The 18,273-nt window shown below is 49.6% G+C and carries 17 protein-coding genes and 1 pseudogene; 6 read left to right on the top strand and 12 right to left on the bottom strand.

All coding sequences use genetic code 11. The annotated features are described in order from the left end of the window. Positions 1 to 234: 234 nt before the first annotated feature. From AABJ99_RS17030 to cusR, 5 genes are all read right to left on the bottom strand, one after another. Positions 235 to 675 (bottom strand): hypothetical protein, encoded by a 441-nt coding sequence (locus AABJ99_RS17030; protein ID WP_039021593.1) that lies wholly within the window; start codon positions 673 to 675, stop codon positions 235 to 237. A 33-nt stretch (positions 676 to 708) separates the two neighbouring features. Next, positions 709 to 1,077, bottom strand: a complete 369-nt coding sequence (locus AABJ99_RS17025; protein WP_236474927.1) for a hypothetical protein — start codon at positions 1,075 to 1,077, stop codon at positions 709 to 711. Positions 1,078 to 1,385: 308 nt separating this feature from the next. After that, entirely contained in the window at positions 1,386 to 1,817 is a 432-nt protein-coding gene (locus AABJ99_RS17020) for an SMI1/KNR4 family protein (protein ID WP_237710163.1), read from the bottom strand. A gap of 263 nt (positions 1,818 to 2,080) precedes the next feature. After that, on the bottom strand, positions 2,081 to 3,529 hold the full coding sequence (gene cusS, locus AABJ99_RS17015) for a Cu(+)/Ag(+) sensor histidine kinase CusS (RefSeq protein ID WP_338387387.1): 1,449 nt from the start codon (positions 3,527 to 3,529) through the stop codon (positions 2,081 to 2,083). Next, positions 3,519 to 4,202 carry a copper response regulator transcription factor CusR gene (gene cusR, locus AABJ99_RS17010; protein ID WP_000770953.1) on the bottom strand — a complete coding sequence of 228 codons (684 nt, stop codon included), beginning with the start codon at positions 4,200 to 4,202 and terminating at the stop codon, positions 3,519 to 3,521. Before cusR ends, cusS begins: the two co-directional genes overlap by 11 nt. Positions 4,203 to 4,358: 156 nt before the next feature. Between cusR and cusC the strand changes: the two genes are divergently transcribed. The 5 genes from cusC (at position 4,359) to pheP (ending at position 11,969) form a co-directional block, all read left to right on the top strand. After that, entirely contained in the window at positions 4,359 to 5,741 is a 1,383-nt protein-coding gene (cusC, locus tag AABJ99_RS17005) for a Cu(+)/Ag(+) efflux RND transporter outer membrane channel CusC (protein ID WP_039021586.1), read from the top strand. 23 nt (positions 5,742 to 5,764) lie between these two features. Further along, complete coding sequence (gene cusF / locus AABJ99_RS17000) at positions 5,765 to 6,097, top strand: Cu(+)/Ag(+) efflux RND transporter periplasmic metallochaperone CusF (protein WP_000709873.1); 333 nt, start codon at positions 5,765 to 5,767, stop codon at positions 6,095 to 6,097. 15 nt (positions 6,098 to 6,112) lie between these two features. Next, positions 6,113 to 7,336 carry a Cu(+)/Ag(+) efflux RND transporter periplasmic adaptor subunit CusB gene (gene cusB / locus AABJ99_RS16995; RefSeq protein WP_039021587.1) on the top strand — a complete coding sequence of 408 codons (1,224 nt, stop codon included), beginning with the start codon at positions 6,113 to 6,115 and terminating at the stop codon, positions 7,334 to 7,336. An 11-nt stretch (positions 7,337 to 7,347) separates the two neighbouring features. After that, the gene (gene cusA / locus AABJ99_RS16990; RefSeq protein WP_039021588.1) at positions 7,348 to 10,491 is read left to right on the top strand and encodes a Cu(+)/Ag(+) efflux RND transporter permease subunit CusA; all 3,144 of its coding nucleotides are present in this window, start codon (positions 7,348 to 7,350) and stop codon (positions 10,489 to 10,491) included. Between the two features lie 101 nt (positions 10,492 to 10,592). Beyond that, complete coding sequence (gene pheP / locus AABJ99_RS16985) at positions 10,593 to 11,969, top strand: phenylalanine transporter (protein WP_039021589.1); 1,377 nt, start codon at positions 10,593 to 10,595, stop codon at positions 11,967 to 11,969. An 80-nt stretch (positions 11,970 to 12,049) separates the two neighbouring features. Here pheP and ybdG read toward each other — a convergent pair whose 3' ends face one another. The 6 genes and pseudogenes from ybdG to AABJ99_RS16955 form a co-directional block, all read right to left on the bottom strand. Continuing rightward, positions 12,050 to 13,297: a mechanosensitive ion channel YbdG gene (gene ybdG, locus AABJ99_RS16980; protein WP_001153126.1), complete on the bottom strand. Its 1,248-nt coding sequence runs from the start codon at positions 13,295 to 13,297 to the stop codon at positions 12,050 to 12,052. A gap of 107 nt (positions 13,298 to 13,404) precedes the next feature. Further along, entirely contained in the window at positions 13,405 to 14,058 is a 654-nt protein-coding gene (nfsB, locus tag AABJ99_RS16975; RefSeq protein ID WP_032183581.1) for an oxygen-insensitive NAD(P)H nitroreductase, read from the bottom strand. 94 nt (positions 14,059 to 14,152) lie between these two features. Further along, positions 14,153 to 14,521 (bottom strand): MmcQ/YjbR family DNA-binding protein, encoded by a 369-nt coding sequence (gene ybdF / locus AABJ99_RS16970; protein WP_032183583.1) that lies wholly within the window; start codon positions 14,519 to 14,521, stop codon positions 14,153 to 14,155. Between the two features lie 64 nt (positions 14,522 to 14,585). Then, positions 14,586 to 14,834 carry a DUF1158 domain-containing protein gene (ybdJ, locus tag AABJ99_RS16965; protein WP_039021590.1) on the bottom strand — a complete coding sequence of 83 codons (249 nt, stop codon included), beginning with the start codon at positions 14,832 to 14,834 and terminating at the stop codon, positions 14,586 to 14,588. Positions 14,835 to 14,899: 65 nt separating this feature from the next. Continuing rightward, positions 14,900 to 16,018 carry a YbdK family carboxylate-amine ligase gene (gene ybdK / locus AABJ99_RS16960; protein WP_032183585.1) on the bottom strand — a complete coding sequence of 373 codons (1,119 nt, stop codon included), beginning with the start codon at positions 16,016 to 16,018 and terminating at the stop codon, positions 14,900 to 14,902. Positions 16,019 to 16,232: 214 nt separating this feature from the next. Continuing rightward, a pseudogene (locus AABJ99_RS16955) lies at positions 16,233 to 16,501 on the bottom strand (hypothetical protein). Between AABJ99_RS16955 and hokE the strand changes: the two are divergent. After that, positions 16,470 to 16,622, top strand: coding sequence for a type I toxin-antitoxin system toxin HokE (gene hokE, locus AABJ99_RS16950; RefSeq protein ID WP_001354838.1), 153 nt, complete (start codon positions 16,470 to 16,472; stop codon positions 16,620 to 16,622). The pseudogene AABJ99_RS16955 and the gene hokE sit on opposite strands and share 32 nt — an antisense overlap. 192 nt (positions 16,623 to 16,814) lie before the next feature. Here hokE and AABJ99_RS16945 read toward each other — a convergent pair whose 3' ends face one another. Beyond that, entirely contained in the window at positions 16,815 to 17,927 is a 1,113-nt protein-coding gene (locus AABJ99_RS16945) for an IS4-like element IS421 family transposase (RefSeq protein WP_001300563.1), read from the bottom strand. Positions 17,928 to 18,273: the final 346 nt, after the last annotated feature.

The raw sequence follows: 18,273 nt of genomic DNA, 5'->3' as shown, positions 1-18,273 counted from the left end.
GTCATCATGTTGTGGAAGTGCCTGGAGGAGGTGAGCAGGGGAGAACATTTTCCCCGTGCTGAACAAAAAGACGGCGTTGCTGTGGGTACAGGAAGGCTAACTTCATTTCTCTTTAGATTAATTAAGTTTAATATTCAACCGGGAAATAATGAACGTTAAAATAACAAATGCTTTATAAATAAGCAACTTTGCTTGTGTTTTTGTCATGATGGTGATCTTTTATGCAAGGGGGAATTATTGGAATTCAAATGTTTTATATTCCTCTGTAATCATCTTTAAACTTAACATAGCCATGTCTCGGGTATCTTCATCATCAGATTGTAGAGAAATATTTAATCCTTTAATTAAGGTGTTATCGGGAAAAGCCATTGCTAATAATGTACACCAATATCGGACACTTTTTATTGTCAGAGGATTTTCCAGTATGTTGGCTATATTTGAAGCTACAATGTTTTTATCACACTTGTACAAAAAATCTTCGACCAACTGATATACTCCTAAGCCATCACCTTCCCCAAAGGATTGTAAAAATAACGGTATGGCCTCTTCAGCAGGATTTGCACAAAAATAAAGTCTTACGTCGTCATATTTATCGATAAGTTCCTGAGTGATGTCATAATCATTAGGCATAGATTGATTTAGAGCAAGGAATGCTAATGCTTCTTTTTTAGTCATATTCATCGTGGTTAATATAGTTTGCTGAAAGAATTAAGGTGAAAATGGTTCATAGACAGAATTGAATAGGAAGTCTTGTTTCCATATAACTTTATCATAAAAAAGAGATTTAGCTTGATGCGTATAGAAAATATGAGGGTAAATAGTTTTCCCACCATAAATTATATTCCTTCCCGTTACACCGGAGAATTCATTGGTTTTAATCTGTCGTTTAAGCCAGTTAATGGCTTTGCATAAACATATTAATTTATCCTCAGAATCAGTAGTGTTAATTTCAGTAAGTTGTAACATCTTTACCCCGGTATGCTCAACTAAATGCCCCGGTTTTATTTCAATCCAACCACAACAACGATCAATGCTACTAAACTTTATTTTTCTATTATTAGATTTAATGCTGGGCATAAGATAAATTCGATATGCTACAACAGGGATTTTTTTTCTGTTAAAATATTTAGTTGTTGAGAGTATTCATCTTGTAGCGCAAACCAAATCGAATGTAATTGATACTTTGAGGCTATAATAGCGAGCCAATCAGACAGCTCTTCATTCGTGCAAAAAACATTTATCCTTGCAGTTGCCATTCGTAATCCTTTGTATATGAGAATTTTATCCGTATCTTATGTCTTAATCCTGCCCTAATACTTTATTATTCATAAAATTAATTTCGCTGCATTCCACGACAATCGCCAGCGTGAGGGGAAATTACTTGATTATAAATTATTACTTATAATTTCTCCATTTCCTGCCAACTCTAAAAAAACATCGAATGAAATTGCTATTTGTTTTACTTCAGCTATATCCAGGTCACCAAAATTTACGGAAGATATTCTGGTGTGTTCTGGATTACGATAATCCAGTAAAAAACATATCGGCCCACCATCAGAACCAAAAGCCATGAACTGTTCACCTAGATAATGATTGATTAAATAACCATCATTTAATTCCTTGATTTCGTCTAATGGCCACAAGGAAATGTAAATATTGTGAAATTTACCTGCTCCACCGTTAGACCACAGAAAAAACTCTTTCATATCTTCTGGAAAACGATGCGTGAAATTGGACTCTAACAACATCATATCTTTTTCTGACAAAGAATCATATTTTGTCCAGAATGGTTTTATCTGTTCTATGATTTTTTCCACTTTATAGTACTCATGATTCGTTAAAATATTAACAGGATTTTCACCCATACGATTAATATACGATATTTTAATCTCAAGAATATATTTGGATGGTGAAGTTATCTGGGGTATACATTCACACTATATATATTATCCGAAGGCAGTTGCGCTAGCGCCATACCCTGATAAAACTCACCATCTGCACGAAACGGATTTTACGCTTTTTCTCGTGACGAAATAGCTAATTCTCAATTCAATTAACATCCACTGCATTATCTGACCAATCACTCCCTCTCCGGTAGCCCGATAACAAACCTTGTCCCCCGCGCATCTGACGTTACCGCAACCGTGCCTTTATGCGCGACAACAATCGATTTCACTATCGCCAGCCCAATGCCGCTACCTTCACCTTTTCGCTGGCGGGAAGGATCAACGCGGTAGAAACGGTCAAACAAACGCGGTAAGTGCTCGGGCGCAATGGGCGTACCGGGGTTTTCGACGGTAACTTGCACCTGGTGATCGACCGTCTGGCAGCGCACTACAATTGCCTCTCCGGGCGGCGTATAACGCAGGGCGTTAGAAAGCAGGTTGCTTAGCGCCCGGCGCAGCATCAGCGGATCGCCCGCAACCTGACATTTGTCGCCAACAAACCGTAGTGCTACGCCGCGATCTTCCGCTAACGCCTCGAAAAAATCGAACACTTTGCCAACTTCATCCGCCAGGTTGAGCATTTTCTTTTCGGGGATTAACTGGTTGTTATCGGCCTGAGCGAGAAACAGCATATCGCTGACCATTTTCGCCATTCGCGTCAGCTCTTCGAGATTAGAGTAGAGCACATCTTCCAGCTCCTTCTGGCTGCGCGACTGGCTGAGGGCGATTTCCGTTTGCGTTATGAGATTCGTAATCGGCGTGCGAATTTCGTGGGCGATATCCGCTGAGAAATTGGACTGGCGGGTAAAGACATCCTCGATACGCTCGATCATATGGTTGAACGACAGCACCAGTTGTTCCAGTTCAATGGGCACGGTCTGTGGATCGAGGCGAACGTCGAGATCTTTCGAGGTAATGTTCTGGATTTGACGGCTGACGCTGCGAATTGGCGCGTGGCCTTTATGTACCGCCAACAGCACGATAAAGACGATCAGGATGCTGATGATCGATGCTGTCATAATAAGTTTATTCATCAAATCATTAATGTAATGAAGATGAAAATCGATAGACAGCGCGATGTAGAGCGTATAAATCGGTTTGCCGTCCACCAACGGGCCAACCGGCAAGTTAATCATCCGCCAGTTGCTGTGTTCCATATGCCCGTGACCGTGGCCTGGCATCATCATTGTCGGGCCGGAAAGGAGATACACCTCGCCGCTCCGAGCGTCTTTATCGGGTATGGCATCACGTGCAAACTCGCGGATATCCGGCGCACCGGGGGAGTGATACACCGTTTTACCGTGGCTATCTGCCAGAGAAATCAACATGTTGGAATAACCACTGACGATATCTTCCAGCGTCATTAAGCGTCGGGCTTGTGTCTCTTCGGGATGATTAAGAACGCGCTTGAATGTGGCGCTAATCTCTTTTAAATCATTAATATCCTGCTCGGCAAAATGCACTTTTACCGAGTGGATCATGATCCAGGCAAAGACGAAAAACGCTGCAATGGTGGCAAGGCTGATAAAAAAGGTCAGGCGGGTTGCCAGCGAAAACGGGCGCTGAAACGGCTTACTGGCCATCCGGCACCTCAAGCATGTAACCTACGCCGCGTACGGTCTGAATTAACTTTGGCTCGAAATCATTGTCGATTTTGCCGCGTAGCCGCTTCACCGCCACATCAATAGCGTTAGTGTCGCTGTCGAAATTCATGTCCCACACCTGCGAGGCGATAAGCGAGCGGGGCAGCACTTCACCCTGATGGCGGAGGAAAAACTCCAGCAGAGTAAATTCTTTACTGGTCAAAGTGATGCGCGTGCCGCTGCGGGTGACTTTGCGGCTAACGAGATCGACCATCAGGTCGGCAACCTGAAACTGACTTTCGATAATTACCGCCGCCCCGCGCCGCAGTAGAGTGCGCACCCGTGCCAGCAGTTCAGCAAAAGCGAACGGCTTCACCAGGTAGTCATCTGCCCCCAACTCCAGCCCCTTGACGCGATGTTCAATGGTGCCAAGCGCGGTAAGCAACAGAATCGGCATCCCTTTATTGGCGGAACGCAACATACGCACGATATCCCAGCCGTTCACGTCCGGCAGCATAATATCTAGGATTATCAGGTCATAATCACCTGTCATCGCCAGATGGTATCCATTCAGCCCGTTATCGGCCAAATCAACCACAAAACCGGCCTCGGTTAACCCTTTGGTTAAGTATTCGCCGGTTTTCTTTTCATCTTCGACAATCAACAGTTTCATATTTCCTCCGCATGTTGCCCGGGCAATTCTAGAGTAGCGGGATCAGATGGCAATCGCTTATTGGCAAAATGACAGTATTGTCATTTTCCTGTCACCGGAAAATCAGAGCCTGGCGAGTAAAGTTGGTGGCATAAAATCACCAGAAATTATGTGCCTATGTTTCCTTGTAAACTTCTGCCATTTTGTGTGGCCCTTGCGTTAACCGGTTGTTCTTTGGCACCGGAATATCAGCGTCCGGCAATGCCTGTGCCGCAGCAGTTCTCACTCAGCCAGAACGGCCTGGTTAACGCGGTAGATAACTACCAGAACGCGGGCTGGCGCACCTTTTTTGTTGATAATCAGGTGAAGACGCTGATTAGCGAGGCGCTGGTGAATAATCGGGATTTGCGCATGGCGACGCTGAAAGTGCAGGAAGCACGGGCGCAATATCGTCTGACCGATGCCGACCGCTACCCACAGCTCAATGGCGAGGGCAGCGGCAGCTGGAGCGGCAATCTTAAAGGCGATTCAGCCACGACGCGGGAGTTCTCGACTGGCCTTAACGCCAGCTTTGATCTCGATTTTTTCGGTCGCTTAAAGAACATGAGCGAAGCCGAGCGACAAAATTATTTAGCCACTGAGGAAGCTCAGCGCGCGGTGCATATTCTGCTGGTTTCTAATGTCGCGCAAAGCTATTTCAATCAGCAACTGGCTTATGCGCAATTACAAATAGCCGAAGAAACGCTGCGTAATTATCAGCAGTCATATGCGTTTGTTGAAAAACAACTGTTGACCGGTAGCAGCAATGTTCTGGCGCTGGAACAGGCTCGCGGGGTGATAGAAAGTACCCGCAGTGATATCGCTAAACGTCAGGGGGAACTGGCGCAGGCGAATAATGCATTGCAACTGTTATTGGGAAACTACGGCAAGCTGCCGCAAGCGCAGACAGTAAACAGCGACAGCCTGCAAAGCGTTAAATTATCGGCGGGCTTGTCGTCGCAAATCTTATTGCAGCGCCCGGATATTATGGAAGCTGAACACGCATTAATGGCGGCTAATGCCAATATTGGTGCTGCGCGTGCGGCATTTTTCCCGTCTATAAGCCTGACCAGCGGAATATCAACCGCCAGTAGCGATCTGTCGTCATTATTTAACGCCAGCAGCGGGATGTGGAATTTTATTCCTAAAATTGAGATCCCCATTTTTAATGCCGGACGCAACCAGGCCAATCTGGATATCGCCGAAATTCGCCAGCAGCAGTCGGTGGTGAATTATGAACAGAAAATTCAGAACGCCTTTAAAGAAGTGGCAGATGCGCTTGCATTACGTAAAAGCCTGAACGATCAAATCAGCGCCCAGCAGCGTTATCTGGCGTCGCTGCAAATTACGTTGCAACGGGCGCGGGCATTATATCAGCACGGCGCGGTAAGTTATCTGGAAGTGCTGGATGCCGAGCGTTCCTTATTTGCAACCCGACAAACTTTACTCGACCTGAATTATGCCCGTCAGGTTAACGAAGTTTCCTTATATACCGCCCTGGGTGGCGGTTGGCAGCAATAAATTTTAACTCCAGGAGAGAATAAATGAAAAAAGCACTGCAAGTTGCAATGTTCAGTCTGTTTACTGTTATTGGCTTTAATGCCCAGGCTAACGAACATCACCATGAAACCATGAGCGAAGCACAACCACAGGTTATTAGCGCCACCGGTGTGGTAAAAGGTGTTGATCTGGAAAGCAAAAAAATCACCATCCATCACGATCCGATTGCTGCCGTGAACTGGCCGGAGATGACCATGCGCTTTACCATCACCCCGCAGACGAAAATGAGTGAAATTAAAACTGGCGACAAAGTAGCGTTTAATTTTGTCCAGCAGGGCAACCTTTCTTTATTACAGGATATTAAAGTCAGCCAGTAACCCAGGTTTAATGAGATGAAAAAAATCGCGCTTATTATCGGCAGCATGATCGCGGGCGGTATTATTTCTGCGGCAGGTTTTACCTGGTTTGCAAAGGCTGAACCGCCCGCAGAAAAAACGTCGACCGCAGAACGTAAAGTCTTATTCTGGTACGACCCAATGTATCCCAATACGCGGTTCGATAAACCAGGTAAATCGCCGTTTATGGATATGGATCTGGTGCCGAAATATGCCGATGAAGAGAGTTCTGCGTCTGGTGTGCGCATTGACCCGACCCAGACGCAAAATCTGGGGGTGAAAATGGCGACCGTCACGCGCGGGCCGCTGACTTTTGCCCAGAGTTTCCCAGCGAATGTGAGTTACAACGAGTATCAGTTTGCCATTGTGCAGGCCCGCGCCGCCGGGTTTATCGACAAGGTGTATCCGCTCACCGTGGGCGATAAAGTGCAAAAGGGCACACCGCTTCTCGACCTGACCATTCCCGACTGGGTGGAAGCGCAGAGTGAGTATTTACTGCTGCGCGAAACCGGCGGGACGGCGACCCAGACTGAAGGCATTCTTGAGCGGTTGAGACTGGCGGGAATGCCGGAGGCCGATATTCGCCGCCTGATTACCACGCAAAAAATCCAGACTCGCTTTACGCTCAAAGCCCCTATTGATGGCGTGATCACTGCGTTTGATCTGCGTGCGGGAATGAATATCGCCAAAGATAACGTGGTCGCGAAAATTCAGGGTATGGACCCGGTGTGGGTCACTGCTGCGATCCCGGAGTCCATCGCCTGGCTGGTGAAAGATGCCTCGCAGTTTACGCTCACCGTTCCGGCGCGACCGGATAAAACTCTCACCATCCGCAAATGGACGCTGTTACCCGGCGTGGATGCTGCGACCCGCACGCTGCAACTGCGTCTGGAAGTCGACAACGCTGACGAAGCGCTAAAACCGGGAATGAACGCCTGGTTGCAACTCAACACCGCCAGCGAACCGATGCTGCTCATTCCGTCACAGGCACTGATTGATACTGGTAACGAACAGCGGGTGATTACCGTTGATGCCGACGGGCGCTTTGTACCGAAACGCGTTGCTGTTTTCCAGGCGTCGCAAGGCGTCACCGCGCTACGTTCTGGTCTGGCGGAAGGTGAAAAGGTGGTTTCCAGCGGCCTGTTCCTGATTGATTCTGAAGCCAATATTTCTGGCGCACTGGAGCGGATGCGCTCTGAAAGTGCTACCCATGCGCATTGAGGGAATAACCAATGATTGAATGGATTATTCGTCGCTCGGTGGCGAACCGTTTTCTGGTGCTGATGGGCGCGTTGTTTCTGAGTATCTGGGGCACCTGGACTATCATTAACACGCCAGTGGATGCGCTGCCGGATCTCTCCGATGTGCAGGTGATTATTAAAACCAGCTATCCCGGTCAGGCACCGCAAATCGTTGAAAATCAGGTGACTTATCCACTAACCACCACCATGTTGTCAGTACCTGGCGCGAAGACTGTGCGCGGTTTCTCGCAGTTTGGCGACTCTTATGTATATGTCATTTTCGAAGATGGCACCGATCCGTACTGGGCGCGCTCGCGGGTGCTGGAGTACCTCAACCAGGTACAGGGTAAGCTGCCTGCGGGAGTCAGCGCCGAGTTGGGGCCAGATGCCACGGGTGTTGGCTGGATCTATGAATACGCGCTGGTGGATCGCAGCGGTAAGCACGATCTGGCCGATTTACGTTCATTGCAGGACTGGTTTCTCAAATATGAGCTGAAAACCATCCCTGACGTTGCGGAAGTGGCGTCGGTGGGCGGTGTGGTGAAAGAGTATCAGGTGGTTATCGATCCTCAGCGCCTGGCGCAGTATGGCATCAGTCTCGCCGAAGTGAAAAATGCGCTGGATGCTTCAAACCAGGAAGCGGGCGGTTCGTCGATCGAACTGGCGGAAGCGGAATATATGGTGCGCGCCAGCGGCTATCTGCAAACGCTCGACGACTTTAATCACATCGTTTTAAAAGCCAGCGAAAATGGTGTGCCCGTTTATCTGCGTGATGTTGCGAAGGTCCAGGTTGGCCCGGAGATGCGCCGGGGCATTGCCGAACTCAATGGTGAAGGCGAAGTGGCGGGCGGGGTGGTGATCCTGCGTTCCGGCAAAAACGCCCGTGAAGTGATCGCCGCCGTGAAGGACAAACTGGAAACGCTGAAAAGCAGTCTGCCGGAAGGCGTGGAGATAGTTACAACATACGATCGCAGCCAGCTTATTGACCGTGCCATCGACAACCTCAGCGGCAAGCTGCTGGAAGAGTTTATTGTGGTGGCGGTAGTCTGCGCGCTGTTTCTCTGGCATGTGCGCTCGGCGCTGGTGGCGATTATTTCGTTGCCGCTGGGGTTGTGTATTGCTTTTATTGTCATGCACTTCCAGGGACTGAATGCCAATATTATGTCGCTGGGCGGTATTGCGATTGCCGTCGGGGCGATGGTCGATGCCGCTATCGTCATGATCGAGAATGCGCATAAACGGCTGGAAGAGTGGCAGCACCAGCATCCTGACGCCACGCTGGATAATAAAACGCGCTGGCAGGTGATCACCGATGCATCTGTTGAAGTGGGGCCAGCGCTGTTTATCAGTCTGCTGATTATCACGCTGTCGTTTATCCCGATCTTCACCCTGGAAGGGCAGGAAGGGCGTCTGTTTGGCCCGCTGGCGTTCACCAAAACGTATGCGATGGCGGGCGCGGCGCTGCTGGCGATCGTAGTGATCCCCATCCTGATGGGCTACTGGATCCGTGGCAAAATTCCGCCAGAAAGCAGTAACCCGCTCAATCGCTTTTTGATTCGTGTTTATCATCCGCTGTTGCTGAAAGTACTACACTGGCCGAAAACCACGCTGCTGGTGGCAGCGCTTTCGGTGCTTACGGTTCTCTGGCCGCTCAATAAAGTTGGCGGGGAATTTTTACCGCAGATCAATGAAGGCGACTTGTTGTATATGCCATCGACGCTGCCGGGGATTTCCGCAGCGGAGGCGGCGAGTATGCTGCAAAAAACCGACAAGCTGATTATGAGCGTGCCGGAAGTGGCGCGGGTGTTTGGCAAAACCGGGAAAGCGGAAACCGCCACCGACTCCGCACCGCTGGAGATGGTAGAAACGACCATCCAGCTTAAGCCACAGGATCAGTGGCGGCCAGGCATGACGATGGACAAAATCATTGAGGAACTGGACAACACCGTGCGTCTGCCGGGGCTGGCGAATCTGTGGGTGCCGCCAATCCGTAACCGTATCGATATGCTCTCGACCGGCATTAAAAGCCCTATCGGCATTAAAGTTTCCGGCACTGTGCTGGCGGATATCGACGCGATGGCGGAGCAAATTGAAGAAGTGGCGCGAACGGTGCCAGGCGTGGCTTCAGCCCTTGCTGAACGTCTGGAAGGTGGGCGCTATATCAACGTTGAGATCAACCGTGAAAAAGCCGCCCGTTACGGTATGACGGTGGCGGATGTGCAGTTGTTTGTGACATCTGCGGTGGGTGGGGCGATGGTTGGTGAAACGGTGGAAGGGATTGCCCGTTATCCAATTAATCTGCGTTATCCGCAAAGCTGGCGCGATAGCCCACAGGCGCTGCGCCAGCTACCGATCCTGACGCCGATGAAGCAGCAAATCACCCTGGCGGATGTGGCCGACGTTAAAGTCTCTACCGGACCGTCGATGCTGAAAACCGAGAATGCGCGCCCGACAAGCTGGATTTATATCGATGCCCGCGATCGTGACATGGTGTCGGTGGTTCACGATTTGCAAAAAGCGATTGCCGAGAAAGTGCAGTTAAAACCGGGCACCAGCGTGGCATTCTCCGGGCAGTTCGAGTTGCTGGAGCGTGCCAACCACAAGCTGAAACTCATGGTGCCGATGACGTTGATGATCATCTTCGTGCTGTTGTATCTGGCGTTCCGTCGGGTGGGCGAAGCGTTGCTGATTATCAGCAGCGTACCGTTTGCGCTGGTGGGCGGCATCTGGTTGCTGTGGTGGATGGGCTTTCATCTTTCCGTGGCGACGGGCACTGGCTTTATCGCCCTCGCCGGGGTCGCCGCCGAATTTGGCGTGGTGATGTTGATGTATTTACGTCACGCCATAGAGGCAGATCCATCCCTGGATAATCCGCAAACATTCAGCGAGCAGAAGCTGGATGAGGCGTTGTATCACGGCGCAGTGCTGCGTGTGCGCCCGAAAGCGATGACGGTGGCGGTGATTATCGCGGGTCTGCTGCCGATTTTGTGGGGAACGGGGGCAGGTTCAGAGGTGATGAGCCGGATTGCCGCGCCGATGATTGGCGGCATGATCACCGCACCTTTGCTGTCGCTGTTTATTATCCCGGCGGCGTATAAGCTGATGTGGCTGCACCGACATCGGGTACGGAAATAAAAGCAGGATACCCGGTTTAACCGCGTGGATTGTGTCTTGCGACGATGGGCACTAAATGTTAAAAGGTGCCCCTCAACAAAAAAGACACACAGGGGAAAGGCGTGAAAAACGCGTCAACCGTATCGGAAGATACTGCGTCGAATAAAGAGCCGACGCTTCATCGCGGATTACATAACCGTCATATTCAACTGATTGCGCTGGGTGGCGCTATTGGTACTGGTCTGTTTCTTGGCATTGGCCCGGCGATTCAGATGGCAGGTCCGGCTGTATTGTTGGGCTACGGCGTCGCCGGGATCATTGCTTTCCTGATTATGCGCCAGCTTGGCGAGATGGTGGTTGAGGAGCCGGTATCCGGTTCGTTTGCCCACTTTGCCTATAAATACTGGGGACCGTTTGCGGGCTTCCTCTCAGGCTGGAACTACTGGGTGATGTTCGTACTGGTGGGGATGGCTGAGCTGACCGCTGCGGGCATCTATATGCAGTACTGGTTCCCGGATGTTCCAACGTGGATTTGGGCTGCCGCCTTCTTTATTATCATCAACGCTGTTAACCTGGTGAATGTGCGCTTATATGGTGAAACTGAGTTCTGGTTTGCGCTGATTAAAGTGTTGGCGATCATCGGTATGATCGGCTTTGGCCTGTGGCTGCTGTTTTCTGGTCACGGCGGTGAGAAAGCCAGTATCGACAACCTCTGGCGCTACGGTGGTTTCTTTGCCACGGGCTGGAATGGGCTGATTTTGTCCCTGGCGGTGATCATGTTTTCCTTCGGCGGGCTGGAGCTGATTGGGATTACTGCCGCTGAAGCGCGCGATCCGGAAAAAAGTATTCCAAAAGCGGTAAATCAGGTGGTTTATCGCATCCTGCTGTTTTATATCGGTTCGCTGGTGGTATTACTGGCACTCTACCCGTGGGTGGAAGTGAAATCTAACAGTAGCCCGTTTGTGATGATTTTCCATAATCTCGACAGCAATGTGGTGGCTTCTGCGCTGAATTTCGTCATTCTGGTGGCATCGTTGTCGGTCTATAACAGTGGGGTTTACTCCAACAGCCGCATGCTGTTTGGCCTTTCTGTGCAGGGTAATGCGCCGAAGTTTCTTACCCGCGTTAGCCATCGCGGTGTGCCGATCAACTCGCTGATACTTTCTGGGGCTATCACTTCGCTGGTGGTGTTGATCAACTATCTGCTGCCGCAAAAAGCGTTTGGTCTGTTGATGGCGCTGGTGGTGGCAACGTTGCTGTTGAACTGGATTATGATCTGTCTGGCGCATCTGCGTTTTCGCGCGGCGATGCGACGTCAGGGGCGTGAAACACAGTTTAAAGCGCTGCTTTATCCATTCGGCAATTATCTCTGCATTGCCTTCCTCGGCATGATTTTGCTGCTGATGTGCACGATGGATGATATGCGCTTGTCAGCGATTTTGCTGCCAGTGTGGATTGTGTTCCTGTTTGTGGTGTTTAAAACGCTGCGTCGGAAATAAGGCGTTCACGCCGCATCCGACAAAACGAAGTCAACCATCTGAATCTGCTCTCATCCATTCGATGAGAGCGGATTTTTTAATTACTGCTTAAATGCACCCGCCAGAGAGCGAATATCATTGCCGGTTGGTGACTGATGAAGCCGCAGACCAAACTCTTCGACAATCGCAAATATGTGGTCGAATATATCAGCCTGAATACTTTCATATTCCAGCCACACCACGGTGTTGGTAAACGCATAGATCTCGAGCGGTAAACCGTTATCGCCAGGAGCCAGTTGGCGTACCATTAAGGTCATATCTTTACGAATCCGCGGATGGTTACGTAGATATTCGTTCAGATAGGCGCGAAAGGTTCCAATATTGGTCATTCGACGCAGGTTTAATACCGACTCTGTAGAACCTTGCTGGCGATTCCACTCATTAATTTCCTGATGGCGGCTGGTTAAATAAGGTTTTAACAAATGCGCTTTATTCAGACGTTGCATTTCGTCTTCATCAAGAAAATGAATACTGGTGACATCAATGCTGATACTGCGTTTAATACGTCGCCCGCCGGATGCTGACATCCCGCTCCAGTTTTTAAAGGAGTCAGAGACCAGCGACCAGGTGGGAATAGTGGTAATGGTATTGTCCCAGTTACGCACTTTGACGGTGGTTAACCCAATATCGATCACCGCGCCATCCGCGCCGTATTTCGGCATCTCCAGCCAGTCGCCCAGTTTCAGCATATCGTTCGCGGAAAGCTGAATACCTGCCACCAGACCAAGAATCGGATCTTTAAATACCAACATCAGCACGGCAGCCATTGCACCAAGACCGCTGATCAGAATCGCTGGCGATTGACCAATCAGCAGCGAGATCATCAAAATGCCGACCAGAATCGCGCCGATCAGTTTAATCCCCTGAAATATCCCTTTCAGCGGTAACTGAGACGCCGCCGGGAATTTCTGCGCCAGATTCAAAATAACATCCAGCAACGAGAAGACTGAAAGCAGTGCATACATCATGATCCACAACTGCGCGCAGGTGGTCAGAATATCAGCCGCTTCGGTGCCTTTTTGCAGCCAGAATACCGCCTGAATATTGACGATAATCCCCTGCAAGGTGAAAGCTAAACGGTGGAAGAGTTTATTCTGGGTAATGATTTGCAACCATAGCCGTGAACTGGCGATGGCACGTTTTTCGAAGGTCCGTAGTACTACCCAGTGCAAAATAATATGCACTACAACGGCAGTCAGAAAAATAATACCGAAAATCATCACCATCGAGGTGGTGTGATCAAACTCAATACCCGCTAAATCTTCAACCTGGGATATTAAATCCTGCATAACGTCTCCTTTATACAACAGTAGCCTATGATGACGGCTGAAACAAGGTTATGCAAATCAGGATAATCTGAGGGGAAATAGCCGGGCGGATGCCCGGCAAAGGAGAATTACACTTCAGTTATGGTGATGTTTTGCGGCAGACGGGATTTCGGCAGCGTAGCGTTAAAATCTTCGACGCTGTGATGACCTACCGGAACAACCACCAGGCTGGTGTAGCCTTTCTCTTTCAAACCAAATTCTTCATCGAGGATGGCGGCATCAAAACCTTCGATGGGTACCGCGTCCAGACCCAGCGCCGCAACGCCCAGCAGGAAGTTACCGACGTTGAGGTAAACCTGTTTTGCCATCCACTCAGCATCATCATGCAGATCTTTACGGTGCATATCGGCGAAGAATTTGCGACCTTTATCGTTCGCAGCTTTCGCTTCCGGCGTGGCAAAGCGGCCATCGGCATCTTCCTGGTCAACAACCTGTTTCAGCCAGGCATCGTCCATCGCGGTTTTCGCGCAGAACACCACGACGTGCGAGGCATCAAGCATTTTGCGCTCGTTGAACACGTAATTACCGGCAGCGGATTTGGCAACACGCGCTTTGCCTTCTTCCGTGCTGGCAACAATAAAATGCCACGGCTGGGAGTTGGTGCTGGATGGGCTGTACTGCAGCAGCGTTTTGATCTGCTCGGCCTGTTCCGGGGTAAGTTTTTTGCTGGCATCAAATGCCTTAGTGGAATGACGCTTTAAGGCGACAGAAATGATATCCATAAAGACTCCATGTGTAAGTAATTTTGCGTGCCAGCAGATTACAAGGTTCAACGAGAAATGGTAAGCGAGAAAAATGCGCTATAGATTTTCGCTTTTAGTCTGGGCGCACTCTTTTTTGATCGCGTTTAGATAAGCCATCAACCACTAAATTCCATGAATCATCGATAAGATCGCGCAGTAACGCTTCGGAGATCTCATCGCCTGGATACACTGAAATCCAGTGCTTCTTATTCATGTGATACCCTGGCTTAATGCTCGGGTATATCTGCTGATTTAACAGGGATTTTTGTGGATCGGACTTCAAATTGATAAAGGGGACGCAGCGCAGCTCCGACGACAGCATAAAAATCTTGCCGCCAATTTTAAAAACATCGAACTCCGGGCCAAAAGGCCAGCAAAGCTCGACAAAGGGTAACTCAAGGGCCAGGCGTTTCGCCGTTTCGTGCAGTGATTGCTTATCCATAAACGTTCCTTTAGGCGAAGGAGAATAAGCAAAGTATGCCGTGAAGTACGGCGATAATCGACGTTTAATCCGCCAGCGAGAACCAGCGTCGCCAGATAAAACGCAGAATAAAATACTCAATAGCTCCCAGCACTAAAAACCACAGGCAAAACAATAAAGTGTAAAGCTGGCTAAGATCCATCAGATGGAACGTGCTCACCAGTTTTTGTGCCAGCGTCAGCCCCAGTGTGGGGGCGGGCAGCAGCAGGCAAGAGAGGAAAGCCATCAGCAAAATGCCTGCTGCGGTGGTTAAGGTTTCTAAAGGGTGTTTCATAACATTGTTAAATGTAAGTTAAAACACCATTGTCAGGGATATTCTTCTGTAAGGCAATTCCCGACTTATTCTCCGGCCCAAATCTCACAATGCTTTTTCACCAGTCCAATCAGAGAGCCGCCATCGGCGACGAAATCACGCATCAGCTGCGCTTCATTCAGACCGCTGACGACCTGGCGATGCAGGGCCTCAATCGCGCTCGATGCGCCCATTTTATGTGCCGAAGGGGCGATTTTTTCCAGTAAACGTAAGGTGTCTTCCGTTAGTGGCCGACGATCGCCAGTGTGCGGATCGGTAATGACGCCTTCCAGCCCATAGCGGCAGGCCTGGAAACGGTTGAATTTATAAAGAAGGTAATCTTTCTCCTGATGTTTAAACGGGCGTTCCGTCAGTAACCAGTGGGCGGTAGCCTGAATCAATCCTGCCATATTTACCGCATGGCTAAGGGTTAACGGGGTATCCATTACCCGAACCTCCACCGTGCCAAAATGAGGGCTGGGGCGAATATCCCAGTGCAGATCTTTAATGCTGTCGATCATCGTGGTGTAACTCAGGCAGCGAAACAGGGCTTCAAATTGTTGCCAGTTACTGACCCACGGCATCGGGCCATTATCGGGAAAGGCGGAAAAAATATTCGGTCGTGAGGAGGCAAAACGCGTATCCGTTCCTTGCATATATGGCGACGCGGCGGAAAGGGCGATAAAGTGCGGCACAAACCGTGACAGGCCGTGCAGCAAATAAATGGCATCATCGCCACTGGCGCAACCAACATGGACATGCTGACCAAAAACGGTCGCCTGTTGAATGAGATAACCAAAGTTTTCCAGCGTTCGTTGATAGCGTTCGTTATCGCATACCTCCTGACGCTGCCATTTCTGAAACGGGTGCGTGCCACCGCCGCAAATTTCCAGATGATGGTCTGCGGCTGCCTGCAATACGACTTTCTGCATCGCTGAAAATTGCCCGGCAGCCTGGTTGATATCACGACAAACATCCGTCGCCAGCTCCAGCATGCTTTCGGTGATATCGTGCTTTACTTCCCCGGCAGTGATCTGATTTTTAACCGCGTCAATCAGCGTTGAAGAGTCCTGGCTTAAGTCATAGCCCGGCGGATTAACCACCTGCATTTCCAGTTCAATACCGAGGGTAAAAGGTTCAGAGACTTGAAAATCGGGTATTGGCATAGGTTTCTCTTATGTTGGCGTTTTCATTTCAGTATAGAAGTGGGAGCGGCCGGGGGAGATGCGGAAGTTCTGGAATGTTTCTTTTTTTTGGTGATGGTGAACTGATTGTGACTGAAGAAGTTTGGCTACTTTTGCAATGTGACCAGTTGCGTCATAGCCGGCTGGCGGGGAAGAATTTTGACGATTGAGGCATGCAGAAAAAACGGGCTCAGCTTCAGTTGATTAAATGAGGAGTGAGAAGTCCGAAACAGGATTTGCTGTATAAATAAACAGCTATTTTGTTGAGGAAGGGTAAGATAACGGCGGGTGCCTGAAGCTTTCCGGTTTCAGGTTTACTCTGAGGTCTGGAAAGATGAAGCCCCAGGAGATATTTCTATCAACCCTGGGGCTGCCACTCCAAACCCAAACAATTTGGATGGTAGTCCCTTCTTCGCATGGAGGCAATATAAACATGCTGACGAAATATGCCCTTGTGGCAGTCATAGTGCTGTGTTTGACGGTGCTGGGATTTACGGTTCTGGTCGGAGACTCGCTGTGTGAGTTTACGGTGAAGGAACGTAATATTGAGTTTAAGGCTGTTCTCGCTTACGAACCGAAGAAGTAGCCGTTGTGCGGGGAGTAATCCCATAAGCGCTAACTTAAGGGTTGAACCATCTGAAGAATGCGACGCCTCGGTGCCTCGTTAAGACGATGCCTCGCGTTCTTCAATTGCGTTTTGTAGGCTGTCAGGGATACTGTCCCACGAATGGCCACCTGTAAGCTCCAGATGACCATTTTTGTTATTCTCCACAACGAGTTAGTTCTTCTTTTCGGATCCGGCACTTCTGGGGGGGAAATCCAGCGATGGCTGGATTATGTCGTCAATTAAAAATGCGGCGAGTAGATTAGCAAATATCCACGCTTTCGCGAGTTCAGGTTCCTTTGCACGCAAAGCATCCAGGTGCAGCAAACTTTTGAGCCGCTTAAAAGCCAGTTCAATTTGCCATCGCAGACGGTAACAATCAGCCACTTGCTCTGCTGAATATTCATCTTCCGGTAATGATGTTAGCAATAGCACATGGCCCGCTGCTTCCAGCGTTTCCGCCTGAACTACTCGTCCTTTTCGACGATTCTCGCTGAGCAGTCGGGTTTTACTGATTAATGCTTTTTCGGGAGGAAGTGATACGGCAATGAGACGTGCCGGAAAGGGAGCTCCGGCTTTTTTATTACCTGAATTGCCTATCATTACAGTGGTTTCACCGTTCTTACCGCAATCCAGCCCGCGCAGAAAACCCATCATGTCAAAGCGCATTCCTTCTGCAGTTAACCAGCGCAATCCTCGCCAGTGAACCCGGACGATATAATCAGCTTCTCCAAAAGCAAGTGAGCGGATACATTCGGGACGCGAACCGAATCCCCGGTCAGCAATGCGTATCTCGTCTGCCGTTTGCGCAAATCGGTCCAGCCGTTCAGCGTCTCTGCTGTCGGTTAGCTCAAAATCAGTGAACTGACAGGTATGAGGATCATATCCCATATGTAGTCGCCATTCAGCGCTGCCGCCCCCGGGCGCACTGATTGCTGTTCCATCGACAAGACGCAATCTCTTTCCGCTTGTACAACCCGTAACTGCGGCGCGTACAGCAAGTGTTTGTGCGGCAAGTATGCCAAACCAGTCGGCGGCATTCCGCAGCCGCTTCAGGAGAGCCACGTCAGATAATGTTGCAACGTCATGGAGCTGAGCCCATGCAGTGACTTCACGTAATGACATCCCCCCGGGGCCGTAAGCCAGCCCCAGACGTAGCAGAGTTGCAGCATCACGAATTTCGCGGCGGCGGGTTAGAGCCCCGGCATTACGTGCCGAAGTATCCAGTTCTTCGGGCTTACCAATATGGGCCAGAATTGCTGACCAGTTATCGTGAGAGTAATTCATCGGCACGTTAAATCATATCAGGCGTAATACCACAACCCTTAAGTTAGCGCTTATGGGAGTAATCCCCGCATATCCGGTTGTCAGGTCAGGATGGTAAGGCACCTGCTTTACACTTTCGCCCGCGGTCAGTGATGGCTGCGGGCGATGTCGTTTTAAGGGCAATGATCAGTTTTGCCAACAGAAGTCCGAAACAGGACTCACTGTATAAATAAACAGCCATTTTGCTAAGGAAGGGTAAGATAACGGCGGGTGCCTGAAGCTTTCCGGTTTCAGGTTTACTCTGAGGTCTGGAAAGATGAAGCCCCAGGAGATATTTCTATCAACCCTGGGGCTGCCACTCCGAACC

This window comes from Escherichia coli, assembly GCF_036503815.1.
Classification (GTDB): Bacteria; Pseudomonadota; Gammaproteobacteria; order Enterobacterales; family Enterobacteriaceae; genus Escherichia; species Escherichia coli_F.
The sequence above is the reverse complement of the archived record's forward strand: the minus strand, read 5'-3'. Positions and strand labels throughout refer to the sequence as shown.